This is a genomic window from Aeromonas sp. R7-5 (assembly GCF_040908015.1).
GTDB lineage: Bacteria > Pseudomonadota > Gammaproteobacteria > Enterobacterales > Aeromonadaceae > Aeromonas > Aeromonas caviae.
This window is the reverse complement of the sequence record NZ_JBFOCZ010000019.1, coordinates 38,286-56,623: the sequence shown is the minus strand read 5'-3', so window position 1 is coordinate 56,623 and position 18,338 is coordinate 38,286. Positions and strand designations below refer to the sequence as shown.

General features: G+C 61.8%; 36 protein-coding genes and 1 other RNA gene. All 37 read left to right on the top strand.

From position 1 onward, the window contains the following. The 37 genes from AB5Y53_RS06765 to AB5Y53_RS06585 all read left to right on the top strand — a co-directional run bounded on the left by AB5Y53_RS06765 (window position 1) and on the right by AB5Y53_RS06585 (window position 18,331). Complete coding sequence (locus AB5Y53_RS06765) at window positions 1–270, top strand: hypothetical protein (RefSeq protein ID WP_368181431.1); 270 nt, start codon at window positions 1–3, stop codon at window positions 268–270. Next, window positions 270–473 (top strand): hypothetical protein, encoded by a 204-nt coding sequence (locus tag AB5Y53_RS06760; protein WP_368181430.1) that lies wholly within the window; start codon window positions 270–272, stop codon window positions 471–473. Before AB5Y53_RS06765 ends, AB5Y53_RS06760 begins: the two co-directional genes overlap by 1 nt. Continuing rightward, a complete protein-coding gene (locus AB5Y53_RS06755) occupies window positions 470–793 on the top strand; it encodes a hypothetical protein (RefSeq protein WP_368181428.1) in 324 nt (107 codons plus the stop codon). Before AB5Y53_RS06760 ends, AB5Y53_RS06755 begins: the two co-directional genes overlap by 4 nt. Before the next feature lie 9 nt (window positions 794–802). Continuing rightward, window positions 803–1,000 (top strand): hypothetical protein, encoded by a 198-nt coding sequence (locus AB5Y53_RS06750; protein WP_368181427.1) that lies wholly within the window; start codon window positions 803–805, stop codon window positions 998–1,000. A gap of 5 nt (window positions 1,001–1,005) precedes the next feature. Continuing rightward, complete coding sequence (locus tag AB5Y53_RS06745; RefSeq protein WP_368181426.1) at window positions 1,006–1,614, top strand: DUF3164 family protein; 609 nt, start codon at window positions 1,006–1,008, stop codon at window positions 1,612–1,614. 8 nt (window positions 1,615–1,622) lie between these two features. Next, window positions 1,623–1,874 (top strand): hypothetical protein, encoded by a 252-nt coding sequence (locus tag AB5Y53_RS06740; RefSeq protein ID WP_368181425.1) that lies wholly within the window; start codon window positions 1,623–1,625, stop codon window positions 1,872–1,874. Beyond that, the gene (locus tag AB5Y53_RS06735) at window positions 1,864–2,115 is read left to right on the top strand and encodes a hypothetical protein (RefSeq protein ID WP_103259281.1); all 252 of its coding nucleotides are present in this window, start codon (window positions 1,864–1,866) and stop codon (window positions 2,113–2,115) included. Before AB5Y53_RS06740 ends, AB5Y53_RS06735 begins: the two co-directional genes overlap by 11 nt. Window positions 2,116–2,140: 25 nt before the next feature. Next, window positions 2,141–2,371, top strand: a complete 231-nt coding sequence (locus AB5Y53_RS06730; protein WP_368181424.1) for an ANR family transcriptional regulator — start codon at window positions 2,141–2,143, stop codon at window positions 2,369–2,371. Between the two features lie 110 nt (window positions 2,372–2,481). Next, window positions 2,482–2,694 (top strand): hypothetical protein, encoded by a 213-nt coding sequence (locus tag AB5Y53_RS06725; RefSeq protein ID WP_368181423.1) that lies wholly within the window; start codon window positions 2,482–2,484, stop codon window positions 2,692–2,694. Beyond that, window positions 2,693–2,758: hammerhead ribozyme type II (locus AB5Y53_RS06720), an RNA gene on the top strand. Before AB5Y53_RS06725 ends, AB5Y53_RS06720 begins: the two co-directional genes overlap by 2 nt. A gap of 41 nt (window positions 2,759–2,799) precedes the next feature. After that, a complete protein-coding gene (locus AB5Y53_RS06715) occupies window positions 2,800–3,051 on the top strand; it encodes a hypothetical protein (protein ID WP_263685618.1) in 252 nt (83 codons plus the stop codon). Then, window positions 3,027–3,275: a hypothetical protein gene (locus AB5Y53_RS06710; RefSeq protein WP_223954579.1), complete on the top strand. Its 249-nt coding sequence runs from the start codon at window positions 3,027–3,029 to the stop codon at window positions 3,273–3,275. Before AB5Y53_RS06715 ends, AB5Y53_RS06710 begins: the two co-directional genes overlap by 25 nt. Further along, window positions 3,272–3,520 (top strand): hypothetical protein, encoded by a 249-nt coding sequence (locus AB5Y53_RS06705; RefSeq protein WP_368181422.1) that lies wholly within the window; start codon window positions 3,272–3,274, stop codon window positions 3,518–3,520. The genes AB5Y53_RS06710 and AB5Y53_RS06705 overlap by 4 nt, the downstream gene beginning before the upstream one ends. After that, window positions 3,510–4,046 carry a hypothetical protein gene (locus AB5Y53_RS06700; RefSeq protein WP_368181421.1) on the top strand — a complete coding sequence of 179 codons (537 nt, stop codon included), beginning with the start codon at window positions 3,510–3,512 and terminating at the stop codon, window positions 4,044–4,046. Before AB5Y53_RS06705 ends, AB5Y53_RS06700 begins: the two co-directional genes overlap by 11 nt. Further along, window positions 4,036–4,662: a gp16 family protein gene (locus AB5Y53_RS06695; RefSeq protein ID WP_368181419.1), complete on the top strand. Its 627-nt coding sequence runs from the start codon at window positions 4,036–4,038 to the stop codon at window positions 4,660–4,662. The genes AB5Y53_RS06700 and AB5Y53_RS06695 overlap by 11 nt, the downstream gene beginning before the upstream one ends. Before the next feature lie 23 nt (window positions 4,663–4,685). Further along, window positions 4,686–5,156, top strand: coding sequence for a hypothetical protein (locus tag AB5Y53_RS06690; protein ID WP_368181418.1), 471 nt, complete (start codon window positions 4,686–4,688; stop codon window positions 5,154–5,156). 89 nt (window positions 5,157–5,245) lie between these two features. Then, window positions 5,246–5,713 carry a Mor transcription activator family protein gene (locus tag AB5Y53_RS06685; protein WP_368181417.1) on the top strand — a complete coding sequence of 156 codons (468 nt, stop codon included), beginning with the start codon at window positions 5,246–5,248 and terminating at the stop codon, window positions 5,711–5,713. A gap of 171 nt (window positions 5,714–5,884) precedes the next feature. Then, window positions 5,885–6,355, top strand: coding sequence for a lysozyme (locus AB5Y53_RS06680; RefSeq protein WP_326510961.1), 471 nt, complete (start codon window positions 5,885–5,887; stop codon window positions 6,353–6,355). Window position 6,356: 1 nt separating this feature from the next. Beyond that, on the top strand, window positions 6,357–6,671 hold the full coding sequence (locus AB5Y53_RS06675; protein ID WP_368181416.1) for a hypothetical protein: 315 nt from the start codon (window positions 6,357–6,359) through the stop codon (window positions 6,669–6,671). After that, on the top strand, window positions 6,659–7,264 hold the full coding sequence (locus AB5Y53_RS06670; RefSeq protein ID WP_368181415.1) for a hypothetical protein: 606 nt from the start codon (window positions 6,659–6,661) through the stop codon (window positions 7,262–7,264). The genes AB5Y53_RS06675 and AB5Y53_RS06670 overlap by 13 nt, the downstream gene beginning before the upstream one ends. Further along, window positions 7,264–7,506 carry a TraR/DksA C4-type zinc finger protein gene (locus AB5Y53_RS06665; protein WP_368181414.1) on the top strand — a complete coding sequence of 81 codons (243 nt, stop codon included), beginning with the start codon at window positions 7,264–7,266 and terminating at the stop codon, window positions 7,504–7,506. Before AB5Y53_RS06670 ends, AB5Y53_RS06665 begins: the two co-directional genes overlap by 1 nt. Then, a complete protein-coding gene (locus tag AB5Y53_RS06660) occupies window positions 7,496–7,819 on the top strand; it encodes a DUF2730 family protein (RefSeq protein ID WP_005301745.1) in 324 nt (107 codons plus the stop codon). Before AB5Y53_RS06665 ends, AB5Y53_RS06660 begins: the two co-directional genes overlap by 11 nt. Window positions 7,820–7,830: 11 nt before the next feature. Continuing rightward, window positions 7,831–8,127, top strand: a complete 297-nt coding sequence (locus AB5Y53_RS06655; protein WP_005301742.1) for a hypothetical protein — start codon at window positions 7,831–7,833, stop codon at window positions 8,125–8,127. A gap of 17 nt (window positions 8,128–8,144) precedes the next feature. Continuing rightward, on the top strand, window positions 8,145–8,378 hold the full coding sequence (locus AB5Y53_RS06650; protein WP_368181413.1) for a hypothetical protein: 234 nt from the start codon (window positions 8,145–8,147) through the stop codon (window positions 8,376–8,378). After that, window positions 8,375–8,506: a hypothetical protein gene (locus AB5Y53_RS06645; protein WP_265344171.1), complete on the top strand. Its 132-nt coding sequence runs from the start codon at window positions 8,375–8,377 to the stop codon at window positions 8,504–8,506. Before AB5Y53_RS06650 ends, AB5Y53_RS06645 begins: the two co-directional genes overlap by 4 nt. 2 nt (window positions 8,507–8,508) lie before the next feature. Beyond that, on the top strand, window positions 8,509–9,102 hold the full coding sequence (locus tag AB5Y53_RS06640) for a DUF3486 family protein (protein ID WP_368181412.1): 594 nt from the start codon (window positions 8,509–8,511) through the stop codon (window positions 9,100–9,102). Next, a complete protein-coding gene (locus AB5Y53_RS06635) occupies window positions 9,102–10,691 on the top strand; it encodes a terminase family protein (protein ID WP_368181411.1) in 1,590 nt (529 codons plus the stop codon). The genes AB5Y53_RS06640 and AB5Y53_RS06635 overlap by 1 nt, the downstream gene beginning before the upstream one ends. After that, window positions 10,688–12,262, top strand: a complete 1,575-nt coding sequence (locus AB5Y53_RS06630; RefSeq protein WP_368181409.1) for a DUF935 domain-containing protein — start codon at window positions 10,688–10,690, stop codon at window positions 12,260–12,262. The genes AB5Y53_RS06635 and AB5Y53_RS06630 overlap by 4 nt, the downstream gene beginning before the upstream one ends. After that, window positions 12,255–13,046, top strand: a complete 792-nt coding sequence (locus tag AB5Y53_RS06625) for a phage minor head protein (protein WP_368181407.1) — start codon at window positions 12,255–12,257, stop codon at window positions 13,044–13,046. The genes AB5Y53_RS06630 and AB5Y53_RS06625 overlap by 8 nt, the downstream gene beginning before the upstream one ends. A gap of 347 nt (window positions 13,047–13,393) precedes the next feature. Further along, complete coding sequence (locus tag AB5Y53_RS06620) at window positions 13,394–14,344, top strand: phage protease (protein WP_368181406.1); 951 nt, start codon at window positions 13,394–13,396, stop codon at window positions 14,342–14,344. Between the two features lie 15 nt (window positions 14,345–14,359). Further along, entirely contained in the window at window positions 14,360–15,259 is a 900-nt protein-coding gene (locus AB5Y53_RS06615) for a Mu-like prophage major head subunit gpT family protein (protein WP_368181405.1), read from the top strand. A 112-nt stretch (window positions 15,260–15,371) separates the two neighbouring features. Continuing rightward, a complete protein-coding gene (locus AB5Y53_RS06610) occupies window positions 15,372–15,626 on the top strand; it encodes a hypothetical protein (RefSeq protein WP_368181404.1) in 255 nt (84 codons plus the stop codon). A gap of 3 nt (window positions 15,627–15,629) precedes the next feature. Beyond that, complete coding sequence (locus tag AB5Y53_RS06605) at window positions 15,630–16,139, top strand: tail needle knob protein (RefSeq protein WP_323929108.1); 510 nt, start codon at window positions 15,630–15,632, stop codon at window positions 16,137–16,139. A 34-nt stretch (window positions 16,140–16,173) separates the two neighbouring features. Continuing rightward, the gene (locus tag AB5Y53_RS06600; protein ID WP_368181403.1) at window positions 16,174–16,722 is read left to right on the top strand and encodes a hypothetical protein; all 549 of its coding nucleotides are present in this window, start codon (window positions 16,174–16,176) and stop codon (window positions 16,720–16,722) included. 3 nt (window positions 16,723–16,725) lie between these two features. Further along, on the top strand, window positions 16,726–17,160 hold the full coding sequence (locus AB5Y53_RS06595; RefSeq protein WP_368181402.1) for a gp436 family protein: 435 nt from the start codon (window positions 16,726–16,728) through the stop codon (window positions 17,158–17,160). After that, complete coding sequence (locus AB5Y53_RS06590; protein ID WP_368181401.1) at window positions 17,160–17,717, top strand: phage virion morphogenesis protein; 558 nt, start codon at window positions 17,160–17,162, stop codon at window positions 17,715–17,717. The genes AB5Y53_RS06595 and AB5Y53_RS06590 overlap by 1 nt, the downstream gene beginning before the upstream one ends. Then, complete coding sequence (locus AB5Y53_RS06585) at window positions 17,714–18,331, top strand: hypothetical protein (RefSeq protein ID WP_368181399.1); 618 nt, start codon at window positions 17,714–17,716, stop codon at window positions 18,329–18,331. Before AB5Y53_RS06590 ends, AB5Y53_RS06585 begins: the two co-directional genes overlap by 4 nt. The last annotated feature ends 7 nt before the right edge of the window (window positions 18,332–18,338 follow it).

The following is an 18,338-nucleotide window of genomic DNA, read 5'->3' as shown; positions in this document are numbered from 1 at the left end:
ATGAAGCACTTCCACTGTTTTGCCTATGCCAACGGCCGGATCGAGTTCGGCGGTGAAACCCCCGACGATGCCTTGCCCATCTATGCGGTGGACTGTTCTGTCTCAGAAATCGAAAGGCTTGGAGAGTGCATCGGCCTGTTGGCTCGCCACGCCTATGACGGGAAAACCTTGCTGGTTCCCGGCATCCCGGAAGCGGCAGACATGAACGCGGCCTATGACGCGCTCATCAAGTTCAACTGCCGCGTGAAGCACCACATGGAGAGCGTGTGATGAGGAAGCCCCCATACCCAATCCCTCAACCAGTTTGGACCCACATCAACCTGCTGAGCGGCATCAAAGGCCGCGAGGTGAGCCGCTGTGATGGCGAGGTGGTGATCGAGAACGAGAAAGGCCTGGCGCAAGCCTACGACGAAGACCAGCTGCACCTGTTCTGGGCGCCGCTGGCCCGTGATTCACAAGGAGAGAACGCATGAACATTCGCACCAACAGCATCGGCGTTATCGCCCAGCGCGTCATCGCCATCCTGCGCAAGAGCGGCTGCCAGGTGCTGGCCGTCAAGGCTGCCCAGGTACGCCCCATGATCGAGATCGCCTATCCCACCGACGAGCTGAAACGGGATGCGCTCGAACTGAAAGAGCAGGTCAACGGTCTGCGCCGCCGCGCCTACGCCGCCCGCCTCGGCGGCTGCATCGTCCACTGGCACGAAGACCTGCCGCAAGACGACTTCGAACTGACCGGCAACATGACCGCGGTCGAGTACCTGCACCACCGCGCCGCCGGTTTCCCGGCGTAAGGGGCAGCGATGCAGAAACGAGTGATCCCATGGCATCGGATGACCACAGCTCAAGCCATGAACTGGCTGGTCATTAATGACCCAGAAGGTAACTGGATGACCCCATCTGCCGGCACACAAAACCTTCAAGAGGCAGTCGGTGACAACCTTCAAAGCTTCGGTGAAAAACCACAGTCAGGCGATGTAATCGCAACACTTGAGGAATAACAGCAATGACCAACCAACCCGACAACCTGCGCAAGAACGCCCTGGGCCACTTCGTACCGGAGTCCCTGATCGCCCCGCTCGACCTGCTGCGCGATGACCTGGTGACCCGCCTGTGCAACGAGGCGCACGAAGAGAAGCTGCGCCTGCTGGCTCGCAAGGCCGGCATCGCCCAGGAGATCGAAGCCTTCATGGATCTGTCGGCCGCCGAGTACGGCGTGCAGTACGGCGGCACCAAGGGAAACGTCACCCTGACCAGCTTTGATGGCCGCTTCCAGGTGGTGCGGGCCATCGGAGAGCACCGCAAGTTCGACGAGCGCCTGCAGACCGCCAAGACCCTGATCGACGCCTGCATCGGCCGCTGGAGCGAGGGCAGCAGCAACGAGATCCGCGCCCTGGTGGATCACGCCTTCCGCGTCAACAAGGGCGGCCATGTGGACGTCAACCAGGTGCTCTCCCTGCGCAAGCTCGATATCCAGGATGTGGAGTGGAAAGAGGCGATGCAGGCCATCGCCGACGCCATCACCGTGGTCGGCAAGGCCGAGTACATCCGGTTCTACGAGAAGACCGGCACCGGGGCCTACAAGGCCATCGTCATCGACTGGTCGAAGTTGTGAGGCCCGCCATGTTGAACCTGACACAAGAAGTAATCAAACAGTTGGCGCTGGCCCAACTGCTGGCAGACCGGAGCGAAGACCAGGGCACCGAGTTTGAAGATGGCACCTATGAGCAAGGGGTGCGGGATGCCCTGGGCTGGATGTGCGGGCTGCTCGACAACCCGCCCTACAACCCCGACGAGTGGGCCGTCTTTACCGCAGAAGATCTGGCCATCATGACCGAAGGCCTTGGGCTTATCGGGATAGACGATGGAGTTTGAAACCCGCTATGGCCCGCTGTACGTCACCCGCCACGCTTTCCAGCGTTGGGTGCAACGTACCGGCCGCAGCGAACTGGAGATGCTGGGCGCCCTGTCACGGGCGTGGCGCCCAAGCAAACGCCAGCTGCGGCGGATCCGGCAGCGCGAGGCGGGATGGAGCCCGCGCCGGATCCTCGAATGTGACCATGCCTACTTCATCTTGAAGAACGGCTCAATCGTCACCGTTTACGACAAGCACTGAACTGCATTTAAACAGGAGCAACACCATGAGTAATCCGGCTTTGAAGGGCGACGAGATCGCACGTAACCCGAATGGTTACATGGCAATGGCCACCCGCGCCGCCGAACTGGAGCGCGAGGGCCGCTATATCCCCGCCCTGGACCTGTTGGTGATGGCCAAGAAGGCGGCCAAGAACGTTATCAACCAGCACTGGGCCCAGGCCCGCGTCGACCTGTGCATGACCTGCATCCACCGTTTCGGCAAGCGGGAGGCGTGATGAGCATCAAACCCCGGACCTTCTATCTGGCGGTGGCGCTCTATTGGGCGCTGCTGATCCCGGCTGCCGCCTGGGCGGTGTACGAAATCTTGCAATAGGGAGTGAGCGACATGTCGAACGTGAAATACCTGCTCAACACCAGCGTGGCCGATGGCAAAAGCTCTCTGGAATGCCAACTGCAAAGCAACCCGCAGCAGGCACTGGCCGATGCACAGCTGGCCATCGACTTCATCAACGCCTTCGCCAACACCGAGGGCCAGAAATCCAGGCTGGCCATGCTGGCCACCATCGTTAACAAAGCGCGTAAAGCGCTGAGCAAGTAAGCGAAACGGGGGCCGTTCCCCCGTCTGCCTGGTGTGGTGGCCAGGCACTGATGAGCAGCCGACCGGGCCCGGTCATAACCCACTCCTGAAACCAGTGAGGACGCTATGACCCGAGAAGTGCTGAACAACCTGTTAAACCGGCTCTATGGCGAGATGACCATCGCCCTGGGCTGGAAGGAGAAGCTGGTGCTGCAGCGCCGGTTTATCGCCCTGTCACGGGGCGCAAGAAAGTACCACGCCAACGACATTGCCGGTGATGCCCTGCGCGGCGCCGAGCAGTTGCTGGCAGAGCTGGAGGTCGAGAGCCTGCAGTGGAATGGCAAGGGGGCCGTATGCACGGTGAATACACGCCACTGATGAAGCCGGGCCTGCTGGAAAAACGGCTGGCCTCTGGCAAAGCCAGGATGGACCCCGAGATGGGGCTGGAGAAGTTCTGCTCTGGCTGCCACGAATACTGGCCGCAAGACACGGCCTTCTGGTCAGCCCGGCATCACCCCCATGCACCGGATGGCTTGCAGCACTACTGCAAGGCTTGCGAGGGGGAAATCGCCGTCAAGCGCCGGGAGGGCAAAGCAGCATGAAGCTGACCGCCTACCAGCGCCGCCTGGTGAATTACGTCAAAGCCAATCACGCCTGTTACCCCAAGCGCAAGACCAAGGGAATGAGCAGGCGGGATCTGGCCGAACTGGAGCGCCAGGCCGATGACAACGCCATGGCCTGGCTGGACCGCACCGTCCGCCAGTGGCGGGATGGCACCCCGCCCAAGACCAACAAGATTTATGTAGCCGTTACAAATGACGATAAGGACGAAGACGATGAATATTAAACCGCGCTGCAAAATGACGGACTCACGCCTGGCTCGAATGAAGAAAGAGATCATGGCGGTGCCGCTATGGAACCACATGAGCGGGAGAGAACTGGCTAACGAGCTTGGTTACAACGAGCAGTATGTCTCCAGCGCGGTTGCTGAACTGCGTGCCCGTGGGGAGCTTGAGGTAGCAAGCCCTATCACGCTGCTCAAGATCCGCCGCTACCACAAGCTGAACAAGCTGTTGGAAAACCCGCGTGGCGATCACCATATCGATAGTCTGGTCATCCAAATCTATGGCCAAGACGGAAGATATCGCGCCACGTCACGCCGCTGCCAGCTGCGTGAGCTGATCGCTGATTGCAAGCATGCTGGATTTCCTGTCCCCCATGAAGCTCGCATATTCAGCGAGACCCCATGCTCAGGAAAGATAAGTCAGAAGAGGATGACCCTGAGTTATATCCCGATGTCAAAGGTTGACCCAGACCACCTTGCTGCATTCGTCAGCCTTTGCCAGATGAATGGAGGCCGCCATGCAGCCTGATGCCAAACGCCTGTTGACCCTGGTTCACGTTGGCCGCCGCGAATTGGGGCTGGATGACGAGGACTATCGGGCCCTGCTGGAGTCGGTCACCGGATCCCGCTCTGCCAAGGGGCTCAAGGCCACCCAGCTGGAGGCTGTGATCACCGTCATGAAGGGGCTGGGGTTCAAGGTGAAGGGCAACGCGACGGGCCGCCGTTCGCCGCCCAGCGCTGCCCATGTGCAGGCCCCCGAGGTGCGCAAGCTGCGGGCCATCTGGATCACCATGAAGAATGACGGCCTGCTGCATGACGGGTCTGAGGATGCCCTGGGCAATTTCATCCGCCGGATGACCGCCAATGCCAATGGCGGTGCAGGCATCAACCGGGCAGAATGGCTCACATCAGTGCAAGCTGAACGGGTGTTGGAGGCGCTGAAAAAGTGGCATATTCGGCTGATGACCGATGCCATCCTCGCCCGGGGTGACTCGGTACCGGAGACCCTGAGCCACCGGCACGATGCCAAGCCGGGCTATGACCTGATCCGGGATGCCTTCGAAAACCCGGGCAAACGGCCACCGAGGATGATGGTGCTGGATGGAAACAAGACCATAGACGAATTGCACAACCAGGCCCAATAATGGGCCTTTATTTTGGAGGCGTTATGACGTTATTGATCGGTTTGGTGGTGCTGGCCTGCGCGGTCTGGGTGCTGTTCGATTCATACAAGAAAGGGGCCCGCAATCCGGCAGGGTGGGCGGTGTTCGTGGCGGTGATCTGGTTCATCGCGTTTCCGTTCTACCTCTATAAGCGCAACAAGCTGGCCCCCGCTGACAAGGCCCCCGCGCCGAGCAATCGCTGGGTCGGGTTGGCGCTTGTGGTTGTGCTGGTTGGTGCTACCACCTTCAATGCCATGCGGCAGGAAGCCTTGCCCGCATGTGCCTCGCCAGAAGTGACCGAGGTGCTGGGCCGCCTGTTGCCCGGTATGGCGATCTCCAACCCGGCGCAGCGCCTGGAAAGCGCCGACTTCGGTGACGTTCGCCAGTGCAATGCCACTGTGGCGGACCGTATCCAACCCTATCGGGTCACCTGGTACAGCAGCGACAAGGACCAGATCATCGTCACCCTGGAGTGAAATCCCGCCCCTTGGGCGCCCCGATCCGGGAGGTTATGATCTCAACACCCAGCCATGCTGGGTGTTGTTTTATCCGGGAGGGAGCGGCCATGAGCCATCGCGAAGAGCAGATCGAGATGTTTGGTGAAGCAGTGGGCAAGAACGAGGTGAGCCATCACCTCGACCGCCTGCTGGATGAAGATGCGGAGGCCGCCTGGCCAGAAACCCTGCGGGATCTTTACACCCTGATCGAGCGCACCATCGAACAGCACCGGAATGATGAATCCCTGTCGGTGATCCTGCTGTCGGAAATCGTCCAGACCTTCGGCGGTGCCCGCTTCTACCTGCCCCGGGGCAAGAGCATCGAGGTGATGGTGCGCAGCATGATGGTCTGGAAGGCCTTCACCGGCAACAACACCTATGAGCTGTCGCGCCAGTTCAAGGTATCGATGCGGGAGATTCAATATATCCTGGCCAGGATGCGCAAACTCGAAGCCCGTTCCCGCCAGCGGGATCTGTTTGCTGGCACGGAACAAGCCGCCCCGGCATTAATCAAAAAGCACGGGCGTTTATATTAATTTGACGTTAGTGAAATTCACGGCAATATGACCCGCATATCACCCCACACCATATTGAAATAGACAAAGGGCCCGTTGGCCCTTTGTTATTTCATGGCGAAATCCGTCACTCTCAACCCTTCCCACCGCACACGCACACTGAATTAAATCCCCAACCTATTCAGGTGTGTCATGTCTTCCATCTATGCCCTTATCAAATTCGAGGAGGGTTGGCGTTCAAAGCCCTATCTCTGCACCGAGAAATACCCCACGGTCGGGTTCGGTTTTCGCATCGGGCCCCAGGGCGCCGACATCACGCTCTATCAATTCACCTTGCCGATGCAGGCCGGTGAAGCCTGGCTCGATTCTCTGATCGCCAATCTGGAAGTGGAGATGCGCCGCGAGCCGCAGCTCGCCATGGCGCTGCAGATCTGTGCGGCAGATCCCGCCCGTCTGGCGGTACTGCAGTCGATGGCCTACCAGATGGGCGTGAAAGGGCTGGCGGCCTTCAAGAACACCCTGCAGGCAGTGATCGAGCGCCGTTGGAACGATGCCGCCGCCGGCATGCTCAACAGCCGCTGGGCCAGGCAGACCCCCGATCGTGCCAAACGCCACGCCCAGCAGATGCGCACCGGCATCTGGGCACCGGTTTACGGTGGCTGACATGGGCCGCAACTGGCAGTGGAGTTTCGACCATGGCCACGCCAGGCGCCTGGAGCGCGAGCGCGAGGCCGCCGAGCAGGGCATCGCCGAGTGCGATGTCGATCGCACCGTGCCGCTGCATAGCCGCGATGGCACCATGCAATCCCAGTTCGCCAAGGGCTGGCGCTCGGTCACTCCATCCGAAATCTACGATGCCCGTCACCGGCATCGTTTCAACATCCTCACCACTGGCAACGACAAAGTGGCCGAGCACTGCGCCCGGCTGCGTGCCCTGTTCGCTGATCCCGCCAATAAGGAATCCCCATGCTCCCGTTAATCCCCGCCCTGGCCGCGCTCGCGGTGCAGCAGGGCCCCGCGTTGATCCGAGGTATCGCCGGCATGTTTGGCGGCAGCGCCACTGCCAACAAGGTGGCCGACATGGTTGAGCAGGTCTCCGGCATCAGCCTGACGGCCGCCCAGCAGCAGGCCAGCATCGAAGAGCAGCTCGGCCGCATCACCGATCCGGTCGTGTTGCTGGAGCTGGATAAGCTCAGGGCCGAGATGGAGAAGGAGCAGACCCGCCGCATGGAGCTGCAACTGGCCGACAAGCAGAGCGAGCAGCACGAAACCCAAGAGACTATCCGCAGCGGCGACGGCGCCACCGACACCTATGTGCGCAATACCCGGCCGCTGATGGCGCGGCAATCCTGGTATGCCACCGCGTTCTATGTGCTGGCGTTCGAGGGGCTCAAGGTCGCGGGCTTGGGTGATGGCGCGGACTGGAGCATGGCCGCCATGTTGAGCACCCCCGCCTGGGCCTATCTCGGCCTGCGCACCCTGGACGGCTTCGCCCCCCATCCCAAGAGCAGCGGCCAGAAGGTGCAATCCGCCATCACTGGCACCGTCTCCAAACTGCTGACGAGGCGCTGATGACCGACCTGTTTGACCGTGCCCAGAAAAACGAGCAAGAGACCCGCGACCGCGACCTGGCCAACCAGCTTGCCCGGCGCGTTACCGAAACCCCAGACCAGGACGCCGCCGGCAACCGCTTCTGCCTGAGCTGTGGGGAACAGATTGCCAGTGAACGGCTGGAGGCAGCGCCAGACGCCGTGCGCTGCGTCCCTTGCCAGAGCTGGCGTGAGCGCGAGGGGAGGCATCGCCATGGAGTTTGACTGGATCCCGAAGTGGTGGGGCGTCATTACCACCGGGGTGGCGATTCTGGCCACCATCGTCATGTTGTGGCTGAGCAAGACCTTTGCCCGCCGCGAAGAACTGAAAGAAGTGAGCACTGCCATGGACGAGCTGACCACCCGCGTTACCAGCCTCGAAAGTCGCGTCGACAACCTGCCGACCCAGGAGCAGTTCTATGAGCTGGGCATTCAGCTCGAAGGGTTACGGGGGGACATCAAGGCCCTCACCGCCCAGCTCAAGCCCACCAATCACCAGATCAATCTGCTGCTCGAACAGCGTTTAAACGAGAAATAAACGGGGGTTATATGACGTCGATGAGAGAATTTGTGGTGTCGGATCAGCGCCTGCTGATCCTGCGCAGCTTGCGGGAAATGGCTGGCTACTCGGCCAACGAATCGATCCTGGATTCGTGCCTGGAAGAGTATGGCCACAGCTGCAGCCGCGATGTGGTACGCAACCACATCCGCTGGCTGGAAGAGCAGGGCCTGCTGACGGTGGATGAGGTGGGCAAGACCTTGGTGGCCAAGCTGACCGGCCGGGGTGACGACGTGGCCACTGGCCAGGCCGTGGTCGATGGCGTCAAAAAACCGCGTCCGGTGTGACCATGAGGGAGCTGCTGATGAAAATGAAAAGCGCCCTGGTGGGGCTGATGCTGGGTGGCCTGAGCATGATGTTGAGAAACGCCAATACTGACCCCAGCATCACTCCCATCGACACCATCATCCGGCAGGTGACACGCGCCAGCCGCTACCGCCGCGCCTTCAATGGTGGGCTGCCGTCCGTCAAGCGGGCCCAGCGCTTGGCCAAGGCCAAACGGGCCACCCGCCGCGCTCGCAGGCTGGGTCACGCATGAAAGCCCGCCTGCTGGATATCGCCGCGATGATGGCCGTGGGTTACCTGCTGGCCTTGCCCATCGTCGGCGATCCGGTCCATGCGCTTTGGGGCTGCACGGCCCCGCTCGTTGACAAGCTGCTGGGGTAACCATGACCGCTCATAACCAGAACAGAAAGACCAAGAACACCAAGAGCAAGATCCAGCAGCTGCCAGCCGACATCCGCAGCCAGCTGGCGGCCATGCTGCGCTCTGGCGACATGTCGCAGAAAGCCATTCTGGCTGAGGTCAATCAGCTGATCCTGGAAGCTGGCCTGCCGCCGGAAGAGCAGATCAGCCGCACTGGCCTAAATCGTTATTCGAAGCAGGTAGAGGCTGCAGGCAGCCGCATCGCCAAGGCGAGGGAAATGGCCGAAGTGCTGACGTCAAAACTGGGGGATGCCCCGACCAGTCAGATCGGCAACCTGATGGCCGAGAACATGAAGACCATGGCCTGGGAAACCTCCATGGCGTTGATGGAAGCCACGGAAGGCGGCGAGATGATCGACATCAAGCAGTTCAACCAGTTGGCCCTTGCCTATCAGAGGATCTCCCAGTCATCCATCTTGAACCAGAAGCTGGAGAAAGAGATCCGCGCCGCGTTCGCCGCCGAGGCCGCCACCGCTGCCGAGAAGATTGTGACCCAGGCAGGGGTCTCTGCAGAGACGGCCGCCGACATCAGAAACAAGATCCTGGGGATAGCGTGATGAACCACCTGACATCGGCTGAAAATGCCCTGCGCAACCAATCCGCGGCCGCCATCATTGGCGGCCAGTTCGATCCCAACGAGGTGCTACTGCCCTATCAGAAGCGCTGGATTGCCGACACCTCGCCGCTCAAGATCGCCGAGAAGAGCCGGCGAACCGGCCTCACATGGGCAGAGGCGGCCGATGCTGCGTTGAACGGCTCGATGGCCGCCAGCGCCGGCGGCTGCGATACCTTCTATGTCGGCACCACCAAAGACATGGCCCGCGAGTTTATCGACGCCTGCGCCATGTGGGCCCGCGCCTACAACTGTGCCGCCAGCGAAGTGGGCGAAGAGGTGCTGGGGAATGAAGACAAAGACGTCCTCGTCTATGTCATCAACTTCGCCAGCGGCTTCAAGATCAAGGCGCTCAGCTCGAACCCCAGCAACTTGCGGGGGATGCAGGGCAACGTGGTGATTGACGAAGGCGCCTTCCACAAAGACCTGGCCGCCATCCTCAAGGCGGCGCTGGCGCTGACCATGTGGGGCAGCAAGGTGCGCATCATCTCGACCCACAACGGCATCGAGAACCTGTTCAATACCCTGATCATGGATAGCCGCGCTGGCAAGAAGCGGTTCAGCGTGCACCGCATCGACATCGAGACGGCCATCAATGAGGGGCTCTATCAGCGCATCTGCCAGGTCACCAAGAAAGCATGGACCCAAGAGCTGCAGGACGAGTGGCTGCGCAACCTGCTGCGCGACACCGCCACCGAAGAAGATGCGCGGGAGGAATACTACTGCGAGCCCAAGAGCGGCGGCGGGGCCTACCTGCCCCGTGGCCTGCGCGAACGGGCCTGCCGGGTTGATGGGCCGGTGCTGCGCTTCACGGGCTCGGCCGCCTTCAACAGTGCCAGCGAATCGGAGCGCAACGCCGAAATGCAGGAGTGGCTGGAGGCCGAGGTCTTCCCCGAACTGATGAAGCTGGACCGCAGCCATCGCCACGCCCTGGGCGAAGACTTCGCCCGCTCCGGTGACCTGACATCGTTCGCACCCATCATGGTGAAGCCGGATACCCGCCGCCGGGTACCGTTCCTGGTCGAGCTCAAGAACGTGCCATTCAAGCAGCAGGAGCAGGCCCTTTACTTCATCTGCGATCGCCTGCCGCGCCGGGATGGCATCTGGCTCGATGCCCGTGGCAATGGCCAGTACCTGGCCGAACAGGCCGCCTATCGCTACGGCCAAGAGGTGGTGCAGGTGATGCTGTCGGTCGGCTTCTATCGCGAGAACATGCCGCGCTTCAAGGCGGCATTTGAAGATGATGAGCTGGAGCTGCCGCGTCACGAAGACATCATCACCGACCTTGGGCAGATCCAGATCTACCGGGGCACCCCCGGCATCGACGACAGCCGCACCCAGGGCAGTGATGGCAACAAGCGCCACGGCGACTCGGCGGTCGCTATCTTCCTGGCCTATCTGGCCAGCCGAGCCGAGAGCCATGTTTACGAACTGCACCGCATCGCCAAGGTGGGTGCCCCCCAGAAAGACCAGGACGGGCAACGGCAGATGAACCTGACCCGTGGCCTGCGTAACGGAGGCGGATTACTGTGACCAGCATTCTCGACAAATGGGGCAATCCCTATAAGCCAGACAAACCGGCGCTCGGCGAAGATATCGCGCTGGCCCACACCACCAGCGTGCGCAACCCGCGACCCAACAGCGTGGCCAGCACCATCACCCCCCAGCGTCTGGCGGGCCTGCTGCGCTCGGTGGTCGATGGCAACAACCCCCAGGATTACATGACCCTGGCCGAAGAGATCGAAGAGCGGGATCTGCACTACGCATCGGTGTTGCGCACCCGTAAGCTGGCCGTGGCTGCCTTGCCGCCCACGGTCGAAGCCGCCAGTGATGATGCCTTTGACAAGAAGTTGGCCGAAGAAGTACGCCTGCTGATGGAGAGCGACCAGGTACCTGAGCTGTTCTTCGACCTGCTCGATGGCCTGGGCAAGGGAATGGGGGTGTGCCAGATCCTATGGGATACCGCCCGTGATACCACACCCCGCTGGGTTCCCAAGGATTACAAATGGGTGGACCCCCGCTATCTGCGGCCGGATGCCGAGACCCTGAGCGAGATTCTGCTTATCAGTGACGATGCTCCCCAGGGCAAGCCGCTGGAACCCTACAAGTTCATCGTCCACCTGCCGCGCACCAAGTCGGGCAGCATCTGGCGCAACGGCCTGACCCGCCTTTGCGCCGTGATGTACATGCTGAAAAGCTTCACGGTGCGGGACTGGTGGGCGTTCGCCGAAGTGTTCGGCATTCCTATCCGGGTTGGCAAGTACGGCCCCAACGCCACCCCCGAGCAGATCGCCACCCTCAAGAACGCCATCGCCACCATTGCCAGCGACGCTGGCGCGGTGATCCCCGACAGTATGATGGTCGAGCTGACCGAAACGGCAAAGGGCAACGGCGGCGATACCCTGTTCGAGAACATGGCCCGCTGGGCGGACGAGCAGACCAGCAAGGCGGTGCTGGGCCAGACCATGACCACCGACGATGGCAGCAGCCGCGCTCAGGCCACGGTGCATAACGAGGTGCGCCTGGACATCGCCAAGTGGGATGCCCGCCAGCTCGAAGCCACCATCAACGAGTACCTGGTCAAGCCGTTCATCGTGCTGAACTGGGGCGTGCAGAAGGTATACCCGCGCGTCTGCATCCGGGTACCGGAGCCGGAAGATCTCAAGATGATGGTCGATAGCCTGATGCCGCTGATCGACCGTGGCATGAAGGTGAGCGAGAGCGCCATGCAAGACAAGTTCGGCTTGGCTGCGCCAAAGCCGAATGAAGTCACCCTGCAACCGTTGAGCGCCATGCAGGTGCAAGCTGTGCAGCCGCTGGCCATGAACAGGCAGCAACAACGCCTGGCCATCAACCGGATCCAGCAGCCGAGCGAACAGGCCATCGACCAGCTGACCGAGGAGGCGATGAGCGACTGGGTCGAGGTAGGCGGCGAGGACTTCATGAACCCGATCATCGAACTGGCCGCCACGGCCGCCAGCTTCGACGAGTTCAATGCGGGCCTGCTGGCCCTGCAGGAGTCGCTGAGCGCCGAGCAGTTCACCCGGCAGCTGGCCGACTACACCTTCCGCTTGCGCGGCATGGGGGATGTGCAAGATGCCTGAGCCCAAGGCGTCCGCCTTTCCGCCCAAAGAGGCGCTGGACTGGTTCAAGAAAAAGGGGTTGCAGCCCGGCTTTGACTATCGCGACGTGTGGAAGGAAGAGCACGCCAACGCCTTCACCGTGGCCAAGATGCTCAACGCCGATCTGCTGGTCGAAGTACGGGCGCTGGTCGAACAGGCGCTGGAGCAGGGGCAGACCTATCAGCAGTTCGCCGCCGCCATCAAGCCGCTGCTGGTCAAATCCGGGTGGTGGGGTATCCAGCAGATGGACGACCCGGCCACCGGCGAAACCCGGCGGGTGCAGCTTGGCAGCGAGGGGCGCATCAAGACCATCTACCGCACCAACATGCGCACCGCCCGCGCCGCTGGCCAGTGGCAGCGCATCGAGCGCACCAAGCGGGCCATGCCCTACCTGGTCTATCAGCTGGGGCCCGCCCGCGAGCACCGCGCCCTGCATGTGAGCTGGAACGGCATCACCCTGCCCGTGGATGATCCCTGGTGGCAAACCCACATGCCGCCGAACGGCTGGGGCTGTCACTGCTGGGTGCGCCAGATCAGCAAGTTCGAATACGCCAAGCTGGAAGGTACCAAGGGCTATCAGTTCGCCGCCCCGAACGATGGCAACCGGGAGTGGGTGAACAAGCGCACCGGGGAAGTGGAGGTATTGCCCAGCGGCATCGAGCCGGGGTGGAACTACAACCCGGGCAAGGCGCGTCAGCAGGCCCTGAAAACAGACTTGGCGGCCAAAGAGCAAACCCTTCGCCAAACGCTCTCAGCGCCGCTGTGAGCGTTTTCTGGCGCCAGCGTATTCATGAAAGGGCCAGAATTGAATCTGACGCCGTTTAAAGGTGGTTTAAAGATGGTGTGAGGTGGCGGCAAACCTTCGCGGTGGCCTCCTTATCCAACCTGTTGCATTGCCCCCTCTTCTCGACCATCGGGATCCTGTGTACCCTGTTGATGTCCGGTCATCACCTCGCGCCGGGCATTTCTTCCTTGTCACCTCACCCTGATATCTGACGAAAACCGTCACTCACATCGCCACGACCCGTGGCGCCATGCTCTCAACGTCCACACACATCGTGTTCCATTCAACCCAGCCACCCGGCGGGAGGTTGTTATGTGACGGAGCGAGCCATGCCCAAGATCCACCTTGCCCTCTGCTTTGACTTGTCGCGCCAGACCGTGCGCAACGAACAGGTCTGGCTGCCGCTGGTACCCCCCGGGGTATTCAGCGGCAATGACGGGCGCACCTGGAACAACAGCAAACCGGATGCCGTGGTGGCCGCGTTCACCAAGAAGCGTCCGTTCGACGTTGAGCATGCCACCCACATCAAAGGCCCCAAGGGCGAAAAGGCCCCGGCCATCGGCTGGATCCTCGCCCTGCAGAACATCGGCGGCGAAGTGTGGGGCATGGTGGACTGGAACAGCGAAGGGCGCGAGATGCTGGAGAAGAAGGAATACGCCTTCTACTCCCCGGCCTTCACCTTCGACGACGCCGGCACCGTGCTGAGCATTGCCAGCGTCGGCCTGACCAACGAGCCCAACCTCGATCAACTCCCTGCCCTGAACCGTGAGGAAACTCCAATGCCCTTGCCCGTTGAACTGACCCAGGCCCTGGGTCTGGGAGCGGATGCGGATACCGCGTCCGCGCTCACCGCCATCAATACCCTCAAGGCCGATCACCAGCTGGCCATGAACCGTGCCGCTGCTGGCCCTGACCTGACCAAGTTCGTCCCGAAAGAGACCTACGAGCTGGCCCTGAACCGCGCCATCACCGCCGAGGACAAGGTCAAGCAGACCGAAGAGGCCAAGCTTGGCGCCCTGGTCGATGACGCTATCAAGGCGGCCAAGATTTCCCCGGCCAACCGCGAAATGTTCCTGGGCATGTGCCGCCAGGAAGGTGGGGTCGAGCAGTTCAAGAAGTTCGTCGAGGCCGCCCCGGTCATCGCCGACGCCAGCCAGGTGAACACCACCACCCAGCAACAGGGCGCGACCCTGAGCAAGGAAGAACTGGCCTTGTGTCGTGCGATGGGCGTCAGTCCTGAAACCTGGCTGGCCAACCGCCACCACAAACCCAACTATTAATCGGAGAGTCTGACCATGGCTTTTACTGAAGCGCAGATTATCGAAGCCCTGACCGTCGGCTCTAATGCCGCCTTCGTTGAAGGGCTCAACCGTACCACGCCGCAGTGGGACAAGATTGCCACCAAGGTGCCGAGTTCTGGCTCCAGCGAGTTCTATGGCTGGCTCAAAGACTTGCCGGGTATCGAGGCATGGGTCGGTGATCGTATGCTCAAAGAGCTGGGGTCCCATGGTTATGCGATCCCCAACGTCACCTATGAAGCCTCGATCAAGATCAAGCGCGAAGATCTCGACGATGACAAGATCGGCAAGTACGCAGTACTGGCCCGGGCCTGGGGTCAGGAAAGTTCTCTGTTCCCGGACAAAAAATCCTATGCCCTGCTGGCGGCGGGTTTCTCCACCCTCTGCTATGACGGCCAGAACTTCTTCGACACCGATCACCCGCTGGATACCACCCCGGCCACTACCTTCTCCAACGTGATCGGTACCCCGAGCACGGATACCGGGGCCGCCTGGTTCCTGTTGGACAATAGCCAGATCCTGCTGCCCGTGATCTTCCAGGAACGCAAGCCCATTTCCCTGGACTTCGTTGGCGCGACCAGCGAATACGCCTGGTTCAACAATATGGTGGCCCAGGGGGTCGATGGTCGTCATGGCTACGGCTTCGGCTTCCCGCAGACTGCCATCGGCTCCAAGACTGTGCTGGATGCGACCAACTTCGAAGCGGCCAAGACCAAGCTGGCCAGCATGAAGAAGTCCAACGGCACTCCTCTGGGCACCATGGCCACCACCCTGGTGGTGGGGCCGAGCAACGAGGCGGCGGCCAGGAAGGTTGTCGGTCGCGAGTTCCTCGAAAATGGCGAGTCGAACATCTACTACAACAACGTCGAGATCGTGGTCTCCCGTTACCTGGTGTAACCGGCGCCCCGCTGGCCTGGGCAGAGCTTCACGGCGATGAAGCCCAGGCATTTATCAACCCGGCCTGGGTGGAGCTTTCAAGCGTCGAAGCCCAGGCCACCAGGAGAACCCCATGGCCACGACCACCAAAGAGCTGAGTGCTGATGCCTGGGTGCTGGTCTCTGCAGCCGGCAGCGGCACCCTGGAGAACCAGACCAACCAGATCGTGCTCTATCGCACCGATGCTGCGCTGCCTGCCCCGAGCGTGACGGTTGGCCATCACCTTGGCCGTGACCAGCGCGAGGCCTGGAGCTTTGATCCCCCCCAGAACCTGTACGCGCGGATGGCCCAGTCGGGTAGCGGCGAGCTGGTAGTGACGGAGGGCTAAGCCATGCCGACTGGAAAGGCGTTCATTTCGCTGGCGCCCAAGCGCAAGAAGAGCGAGGTGTTTTGGTCAGGCCTGACCGGACCGGATGCCGTGCTGGCAGCCGATACCAACCGCGACCTGATTGCCTGGGTCAAAGCGTTGCCGGCGCCGCAGTTCGGCACCCTGGCCCCGTTCTTCAATACGGTGAGTGACAAGCTGAACGCCTTCAACAGCGACACCAGCCTCTCATTCAAGCTCAACCTGGTGGGCAGTTGGTCCGGAGGTTCGGCCCAGCGTTCGATGCAGCTCGACTTCATCGGTACCAACGGTAACCGCCTGGTGGCGAGCCGTGATGTGCAGGTCACCGATGACACGGTCACGCTGGCCACGTTCTTCTCGATCGATGCGGGCGGGAACATCGTGACCAACGGCACCAAGCCGGTGATCCGCTCCAATAACGGGTCGTTCACCGCAACCTCCATCCTGCTGATCGCCGAGCAGGCCACAAGGCAAACCCTGATTTCGGCGGTGTAAGCCGCCTTTACCACCCCTTTACAGGAGCATTGACATGGCATCTCGCAAGAAGGAAGACGACAAAAGCGCGCAGCTGGATGATGCTGCAGTGGGCGCGGGTACCGAGCTGGTGCAAGCGCAAACCGAACAGAAAAAAGATGGGACCGTGCTGGTAGACTTGGACGCCGAAGCCGCCCGCCTGGAAGCAGAGCAGCAGGCCGCCGAAGCCGCGCGACTGGATGCTGAAGCTGCAGCGGCAGCAGCGACCACCCAGAACGCCGGTGACCAGGGCAGCGCCAACGCCATCGGCGCCTCCAGCGAGCCGGGGGCGAGCCTGAACGACGCTATAACCAGCGATCTGCCCGACTGGCTGCTCGGCCAGTTCGACATCAAGGCCAAGTCGCCGGCTGGCTTCTGGCGCTGCAAGGTGCAGTTCCTGCACTCCAGCCCCACCCGCGTGTTTGTGGTCGAAGACAAGGCCGCTGTGCCGCACGACCACGACTGCGCGATCCCGTGCTGCTACCTGACCCCGGAAGAAGCCCAGCGCGTTCACCAGGACTCCTGGCTGACCGTGGTACCCGGCAGTGAAATGACCAAGGACTAACCCATGGCCATCTACGCGACGAAGCAGGACCTGATCGACCGTGACGAGGGCATGCTCTACAACTTCGCCCTCGACCGCTCTACCGACACCCTCAACGACACCTGGATCGATGAGGCGCTGACGGCCGCTGATGACGAAATCAACGGCTACCTGTCTCGTCGCTTTGTGCTGCCGCTGCCGACCGTGCCGGATCTGCTCAAGCGCCAGGCCATTGTCATCGCCTTCTACTGGCTGGGTGATCGCGATCCCCAGGTCACCAACCTGCTGCAAGACCGCTACGACCGGGCCATCGCCAAGGTGAAAGAGATTGCGGCCGGCAAGGTGGATCTGGGCCTGCCCACCCCCGACATGCCGCCCGAGGGCGCGGTCGGCAAAGTGGAGCTGGTTCAAGAGGACGAGCGCTTGTTCACCCGTGACTCGCTGCGTGGGGTGCTCTGATGGCCGTCTCGGTCGAGGTCTCAACCCATGGCGTCGAGCTGGCCCGTTATCAGCGCCTGCTCGATACCCTGGGCCGCAGTGACCACAAGGCCGATCTTCTTGACACGATCGGAATATTTGCAGAAAGCCAGACCAGGCATCGCATCGATAACGAGAAGACCGCCCCGGACGGCACACCCTGGGCACCCTGGGCAGCCGACTACGCCAAGACCCGCCACGGTAACCAGAGCCTGTTAAGCGGTGTAGGCGATTTGCGCGACAGCATCGAATACCAGGTGCAGCGCAACAGCGTGCGGGTGGGCTCGGCGCTGGCCTATGCCGGGGTGCATCAAGACGGGTTCAGCGGTGCCGTGCAGGTGCCAGCCCATATCCGCCGCATCACCCAGGCGTTTGGCAAGGCGTTGGCCTTCCCGGTGTATCAATCGGTGGGGTCGTTCACTCGCCAGATGGAGATCCCCCAGCGCCAGTTCCTGGGGCTCTCCAGTGACAACCAGACCGAGCTGCTCGCCGTGATCGGCGACTTCTGGCAAGACGTGATGAAGGAGGTAGGCCTATGAGCCGCCCCGATTTTGGCACCATCGGCAGCACCGTCTCGGCCTGCGAGGCCGTGGTGGAGTACCTCAAGCCCTACCTGGAAGCGACCGGCCCCGGCGCCAATCGCAAGATTGACCGCGTCCAGACCGTGGAGCGCCACATTGGCCGCTTCAACGAGGCGGACGACATCAAGCGCTGGATGAGTGGCAAGGAGGGCGGCATCCGCATCTGTGCCCAGCGGGTGGTGGCCATGCAGAACCAGGGCAGCCGGTTGATCGGCACCGTCGAGTTTGTCGCCTTTGTCTTCTGCGCTGAACAGTTTGCCTATGCCAAAGACCAGCGGGCCGAGGTGATCGCCTGCCGTCTGGCCAAGGCGCTGATGCTCAAGGGTGGCTGGGTGGGTACCGGCGCCAGCTCGGTACCGGAAGCGGTGCGGGCGGACAACCTCTACACCACCGCCATCGACAAGCTGGGGCTAGCCATCTGGTCGGTGACCTGGCGCCAGGACTGGCCACTGGATGACCCCATTGACGAAGCCACCCTGGACGACTTCCTGCGCTTCAACTTCAAGGCCGAACTGGCCGATGGCGCCCCCGTCTGCGAGGCAACGATCAACCTGCCTGGCCCCACCCCATAGGAGCACC